The sequence below is a fragment of the Paraburkholderia tuberum STM678 genome (genome assembly GCF_902833905.1).
GTDB classification, from domain to species: domain Bacteria; phylum Pseudomonadota; class Gammaproteobacteria; order Burkholderiales; family Burkholderiaceae; genus Paraburkholderia; species Paraburkholderia tuberum.
In genome coordinates this window covers 25,399-31,759 of the sequence record NZ_CADFGP010000074.1, presented here as the reverse complement: position 1 = coordinate 31,759, position 6,361 = coordinate 25,399, and the positions used below count along the sequence as shown (strand labels likewise).

5 protein-coding genes are annotated in these 6,361 nt (G+C 64.5%); 3 read left to right on the top strand and 2 right to left on the bottom strand.

Features of this window, described 5'->3' with window-relative positions:
* Nucleotides 1–353 precede the first annotated feature (353 nt).
* A complete protein-coding gene (locus tag HWY30_RS36080) occupies nucleotides 354–650 on the bottom strand; it encodes a hypothetical protein (RefSeq protein ID WP_090806660.1) in 297 nt (98 codons plus the stop codon).
* Nucleotides 651–1,420: 770 nt separating this feature from the next.
* On the opposite strand from HWY30_RS36080, the gene HWY30_RS36075 reads away from it, so the two are divergent.
* The 3 genes from HWY30_RS36075 (at nucleotide 1,421) to HWY30_RS36065 (ending at nucleotide 4,212) form a co-directional block, all read left to right on the top strand.
* Nucleotides 1,421–2,713: a cation:proton antiporter gene (locus HWY30_RS36075; protein ID WP_090806664.1), complete on the top strand. Its 1,293-nt coding sequence runs from the start codon at nucleotides 1,421–1,423 to the stop codon at nucleotides 2,711–2,713.
* A gap of 411 nt (nucleotides 2,714–3,124) precedes the next feature.
* Nucleotides 3,125–3,403, top strand: a complete 279-nt coding sequence (locus tag HWY30_RS36070; protein WP_018423012.1) for a DUF1488 family protein — start codon at nucleotides 3,125–3,127, stop codon at nucleotides 3,401–3,403.
* 17 nt (nucleotides 3,404–3,420) lie between these two features.
* Complete coding sequence (locus HWY30_RS36065; RefSeq protein ID WP_090806666.1) at nucleotides 3,421–4,212, top strand: phosphate/phosphite/phosphonate ABC transporter substrate-binding protein; 792 nt, start codon at nucleotides 3,421–3,423, stop codon at nucleotides 4,210–4,212.
* 33 nt (nucleotides 4,213–4,245) lie between these two features.
* On the opposite strand, the gene HWY30_RS36060 is transcribed toward HWY30_RS36065, so the two are convergent.
* A complete protein-coding gene (locus HWY30_RS36060; RefSeq protein WP_090806668.1) occupies nucleotides 4,246–6,315 on the bottom strand; it encodes an acetyl/propionyl/methylcrotonyl-CoA carboxylase subunit alpha in 2,070 nt (689 codons plus the stop codon).
* Between the last annotated feature and the right edge of the window lie 46 nt (nucleotides 6,316–6,361).

The window sequence follows — 6,361 nt, the reverse complement described above, 5'->3', positions numbered from 1 at the left end:
CTTCCCCTTGCCGGGTGTGCAGAGGACTTTCACCCCCAAGTCATCCGGCTCGCCACCACAGCGGGTCGGACAGCGCCAGTCACGGCGCTACGCGCCATGCCTGGCGCACCAAAAAAAATCCCGCACAGGGGGCGGGATTAAAACAACAGGACGCTGAGGAGACGAGCACGCCCTGCCTGGGACCCACACGCACCGCGGGGATACGCGTGGTTATTTCGACGCTCGCCACGACCGACAACCGTAGTCGACGGTCAACGATCGCGAGCGCTTTGAAATGCCGGGACCGCTTGGGCACCCCTGTGCGCGATCACGCTGCCGCGTGGCACCACGGCGCCGAGCGCCCCGTGTGGAACTCAGGCCGCCTTGCGCGCGAACCCATCGCCCATCACGCTCACCACGTCGTCGACGACCCGAGTGGCGGCCGCGAATCCAGCCGCCAGCACTTCCCGCAGATCGGTCGACGAACGACCGGGCACCGAAGCTACCCGGAAAGCGGTCGACCACTCGTCGCCGATCAGCCGCGTCTTCAACGTGACGCTCGCCACGTACGCGCGCCGCGCCGTGGCACTGCCGACACGGGTGGACATATCGGTCGCGCGCAACGCGTTGACCACGATGTCGAATCCCCGATAACGATAGGTTTGCTCCATGCTCTTCTCCGTCTTCACCCATTGCTACATAACAGCATTTCGCTATGTATCTATGCTGCATCATTCTCGACTCGCATTTGTCAACAATTGTCATATCCTGGGCAATTCCCGGTTAGGGCTTTCCCTGCTCTCGACCTGCCAATTCCGGCGTCAACCATGCTCAATGACGAGCAAAACAGTTTTACTGTGAGATTAGATATATGCTTTACAGATTTTGGAACAATGAATCACAAGGCTCCATGCAATGTGAAGTCATCGGACCGGCAAATTCGGATTACAAATTCATACCGTTTATTCAGATTCGATTGAATAGCCTCGACGAATCAAGCCCCGCGAACCATCTCGAAATAAAAAGCTATATCCCAAAATAAAGACCGGAACTCCTCCGGCGCTTCGGTAGTCCGAACACTGCCATTGCCCATCGTGGCGCCCTCTGGCGAGCCTGGCTCCGCCCGGTTCGCCGTCATCCGCTCGTGGTCCAATAAAAAGTACGCTGCGTCTGGCCGCATCGTCCGCTGCGTTTGAATAAAGCGTCCGTCCCGGTACGTCGCTCGATCGCCAGCGGCAAAGATCGTGTCATTACAGACCGCAGATCGCTTATCGGATTGAATGAGCCTGAATAAGGAATTGCTGGTGAAACATCTCGCTGGTTCAATATCGCAATTGTGTCGGCATTCTCTGCCTGCCTGTTTTATGCCTTGTCGCGCAAGTTACCTCGGTGCCACCGTGATCACGCGTTCGCGCCGCCGCGAAGCGGGGGAGCGTGCACGATGAGCGTCTTCCAGATTGCCGGTGCGCTGTTCGCCATCGTCGCGCTGTTCGGCGTCCTCAATTATCGATTCATCAGGTTGCCCGACACGCTCGGCATCACCGCGGTCGGGCTCGTCGTCTGCGTCGGCATTTCTGCGCTCGGGTTCTACTATCCGGCGATGGCGATCGCCGCGCGCAAGATCGTCGTGCAGATCGATTTTGCCGACATCGTGTTTCACGGCCTGCTAAGTCTGCTGCTGTTCGCCGGCGCGCTGCACGTCGATCTGTCGAAGATGCGCACGCAGCGGCGCGCGGTGCTGATGCTCGCGACGATCGGCGTATTGATTTCGATCGCGGTGGTCGGCTTCGGCTTTTACTACGCGGCGCAATGGCTCGGCCAGCCGGTGAGCCTGCTGTGGTGTCTCGTGTTCGGCGCGCTGATCTCGCCGACCGATCCGATCGCGGTACTCAGCGTGCTCAAGCGCGCGGCGGCGCCCGAAAGCCTCGAAACCAAGATTACCGGCGAATCGCTGTTCAACGACGGCACGGCCGTCGTCGCATTCGTCACGCTAGTCGGACTCGCGACCGGCGCGAACGAGTTTTCCGGGGGCGCGATCGCATTCGATCTGCTGCGCGAAGTCGCCGGAGCGCTCGTGCTCGGCGCGGCGCTCGGCTTCGGCGCGTCGCTGCTGCTGCGAGGTATCGACAGCTATCCAGTCGAAATCCTGATCACACTCGCGCTCGCGACCGGCGGCTATAGTCTCGCCGAAGCGCTGCACGTGTCAGCGCCTCTCGCGGTCGTGATCATGGGGCTCGTGATCGGCAATCACGGCGCGTCGACGTCGATGTCGGAGAAGACGCGCGAGCATCTGTTCAACTTCTGGGACCTGCTCGACGAGTTGCTCAATCTCGTGCTGTTCGGGCTGATCGGACTCGAAATCATTGCGCTGTCGCTGCGCGTCGAGATCGTTTGGCTCGGGCTGGCGGCGATTCCGGTCGTGCTGTTCGCGCGCGGCGTCAGCGTCGCGATTCCGCTGCTCGCGCTGCAGAACTTCCGGCGGCTCAGTCCGCATTCGGCTGTCGTGCTGACGTGGGGCGGACTGCGCGGCGGCATCTCGATTGCGCTCGCGCTGTCGCTGCCGGAGTTTCACGGGCGCGAAATGTTCATCGGCGTCACATATCTCGTCGTGGTATTCAGCCTGCTGATTCAGGCGACGACATTGGGCCCGCTGATCCGTCGGCTCAATATCCCGGCCGCTCACGCAACCGGGCCAGCCCCGCCGGACTCATCGCCTGCACAAAACGCGCGCTAATCGTAAAGTGGATACCTACGCCGATCTGCACCGCGAGATTGGTGAGAAAATCCAAACACAGTCCGAGACCGGCGCGAGCGGCTCTCGCGTCGATTTCGACATTGGATTGGAGCGCCCGATTTAAGCGTTTTCTGAGCAGTGCCGCCGCGATTCTGACCCGGGGCGGCCCACCAGCAGGCGAGACCGATGGCGAGTCGAGCCGCCGCCGTCTCCCTCCGGCCACGGTTCACGCCGCGGCCCTGGCTCGGACTTGAACGAGTCCGCCGCCAGTTTCTGGCTTACTTTTCGCCAGTTTCCGGACCGTCGCGCCTGCCGCGGCGCCGGGCATTTGGCCGTCAATGCCGGTTCTCCCACATACCTGGCAGGCGCGGTTTGTCATCCTGTCGATTCAGGCGTCCGAAGGAGTTCGCCATGTCGGTCTATGTCGATGAAGGGTTCCGGCCCTGTGTGACGGAATGCGCGACGGTCGCGTTCCGCGTGTGCTGCGACGATCGTGCGCAGATTTTTGAAGTTAGCGCCGACGCGCTGGTCGAGTTCTGTGGCGCCGTGAGCCGTCGCAAGCAGGACCTGTTGGTCGCGTTCGAGGATGCGCAGGACGAGATCCTCTCCGTAGCCGCGCAGCGATGGCAGTTCACGCCGAGCGAGCCGGTGCGGCTCGGTCTCGACGAATTCAAATTGGTCAGACATTAGGCGCGAGAAACGCCTTCATGAGCTGGATCGCCGCCCTGCCGATGTACAACGTGACACCCGCGCTCGATCTCGAATGGCGCGAGTGGCTCGACGACGTGCTGCGCCGGGTCAAGCCCGCGTGCCGCATCGTCGAACCGGACGAGGAACTGCACGGCTTCTGGCGGCGCCCGAATCTGCTGATTTCCCAGACCTGCGGTTATCCGCTGATGCAGGGGCTGCACGCGCAGGTGCAATTGGTCGCGACACCCTGTTTCGATGCGCCCGGCTGCGACGGCGCGCATTACTCGAGCGTACTGGTCACGCGCGCCGACGCGCGCTTCGACTCACTCGCCTCGTGCCGAGGCGCACGCGCCGCCTACAACCAGGACGATTCGAACAGCGGCATGAACGCATTTCGTCACGCGGTCGCGCCGCTCGCGCGCGCCGGCATGTTCTTCGGCGCGGTGCTGCGCACGGGCTCGCATCTCGGCTCGCTGCGCGCGGTCGCGGACAATCGCGCGGACGTCGCCGCGATCGACTGCGTGACCTTCGCCTTCGTTTGCGACGTGCTGCCGGAACTCGCGGGGCGCGTGCGCGCGATCGGCATGACCGCCGCCTCGCCGGGCTTGCCGCTGATCGCCGCGGCCAATGTGCCGCCGGCCACGATCGCCGCGTTGCGCGACGCGTTGAACGAGGCGCTGAGCGTCCGCCCCGAGCGCGCAAAACGCCTGCGTTTAAGGGGTTTTTCGACGTTGCCGCTGACCGACTACGCGCGCATCGGCGAGTTGGAAAGCGAAGCGCGCGCCGCGGGCTACGAGCGGCTCGCTTGATTCACCTACTCGCTCATCTGCCACTCGACGCGCTTATTCACCCGCCTGCTGCACCTCCAGCACCAGCAGTTGCGCGCCGTCGGCGACCTGATCGCCGACCGCATACAGCACCTCGGCGACCGTGCCCGCCGCCGGGGCGCCGATCGTATGCTCCATCTTCATCGCTTCCATCACGATCAGCGGCGCGCCCTTCTCGACCACCGCGCCTGGTTCGACCAGCACCGCGATCACTTTGCCCGGCATCGGCGCCGTCAGCCGGCCCTCGCCGTGCTCGGCATCCGCGGCATGCGCGAGCAGGTTCTGCCATTCGAATGCGAGCGTCTCGCCATGGCAGAACACATGGAACCTGTCGCCGTCGACGAATACACGCCCCGTCACGCGCGCATCGCCGATCGTCGCGCGCAATTCATGGGCGCCCGCGCCGACCGACCATGTGAAGTCCTCGCGCACGCCGTCGTGTTCGAGTGTTTGCACGAGCGCTTGCGTGTCTCCGTTGCGCGCGAAAACGACCGTGAACGCGTCGGGGCTGTCGTCGTTGGCGCCGTCGTCGATCACGCGCCAGCCGAGCGTTTGCGTGTAGCCGCTATTGAGCCGCCAGTGCGACAACGCGTCCCACGGCGACGCGCCGTGCGCGGTGCCGCCCTCGCGCGTCAACAATGCGGCGCACGCGAGCGCGAGCGCTTCCTTGAACGGCTTCTGTGCCGGCGCGAACAGTACGTCGTGGTGACGCTCGATCAAACCGGTGTCGAGCTCGCCGCTCGCGAACGGCTCGCTCGCGACGATGCGCCGCAGAAACTCGACGTTCGTGTGCGGCCCGACCACCTCGCAGGCATGCAGCGCACGCGCGAGGCGCGCCAATGCCTCCTCGCGCGTCGCGCCGTGCACGATCAGCTTGGCGATCATCGGATCGTAGAACGGCGTGATCGTGTCGCCCTCGCGCACGCCGCTGTCGATACGCACCGGCGCCTTGCGGCCCGGCTCGCCGAGCCCGGCCGCGTCGATCGCGAACTCGACGCCTTCGGGCATGCGCAGATGCTTGAGCGTGCCGGTGGACGGCAGGAAGCCGCGCGCCGGATGCTCTGCGTAGATGCGCGCCTCGATCGCGTGGCCGTCGAGCTTCAACTGCTGTTGGGTGAGCGGCAAACTCTCGCCCGCGGCAACGCGCAACTGCCATTCGACGAGGTTCTGCCCCGTCACCATCTCGGTCACGGGATGCTCGACCTGCAGCCGCGTGTTCATCTCCATGAAATAGAACTCGCCGGTCGGCGTCATGATGAACTCGACCGTACCCGCGCCAACGTAGTTGACCGCGCGCGCGGCGGCCACGGCCGCTTCGCCCATCGCGCGCTTGACCTCGGCCGAGAGCCCCGGCGCGGGCGCTTCCTCGAGCACTTTCTGATGACGCCGCTGCACCGAACAGTCACGGTCGAACAGATAAACGGCGCCGCCGTGCCGATCGGCGAACACCTGGACCTCGACGTGACGCGGCCGGGTCAGATACTTCTCGATCAGCACGCGATCGTTGCCGAAGCTGCTCGCCGCCTCTCGCTTGCACGACAGCAGCGCGGCCGCGAAGTCCGCGCTGCGCTCGACCACGCGCATGCCCTTGCCGCCGCCGCCCGCGCTCGCCTTCAGCAGCACCGGATAGCCGATCGTGTCCGCCTCGCGCTGCAACAGCTGCGGCTCCTGGTCGTCGCCGTGATAGCCGGGCACGAGCGGCACCGCGGCCGCGTGCATCAGCGCTTTCGCGGCGGCCTTCGAGCCCATCGCGGCAATCGCTTCGACCGGCGGTCCGATAAAGACGATGCCGGCCGCCTGGCACGCATGCGCGAAGTCTTCGTTTTCCGAAAGAAAGCCGTAGCCCGGATGCACGGCCTGCGCGCCGGTCGCGCGCGCGGCTTCGATGATCCGCTCGATGCGCAGATAGCTTTGCGCCGCCGTCGAACCGCCGATATGCACCGCTTCGTCGCAGGCGGCGACGTGTTTCGCGTTGGCGTCGGCGTCCGAATAGACGGCCACGCTCGCGATGCCGAGCCGCTTGCAGGTCGCCGCGACGCGGCACGCAATTTCACCCCGGTTGGCGATCAGGATCTTGTTGAACATGAGTGTCTCGATGAAATGGGCGGTACGGGGCGATGGTTGTTAGCGA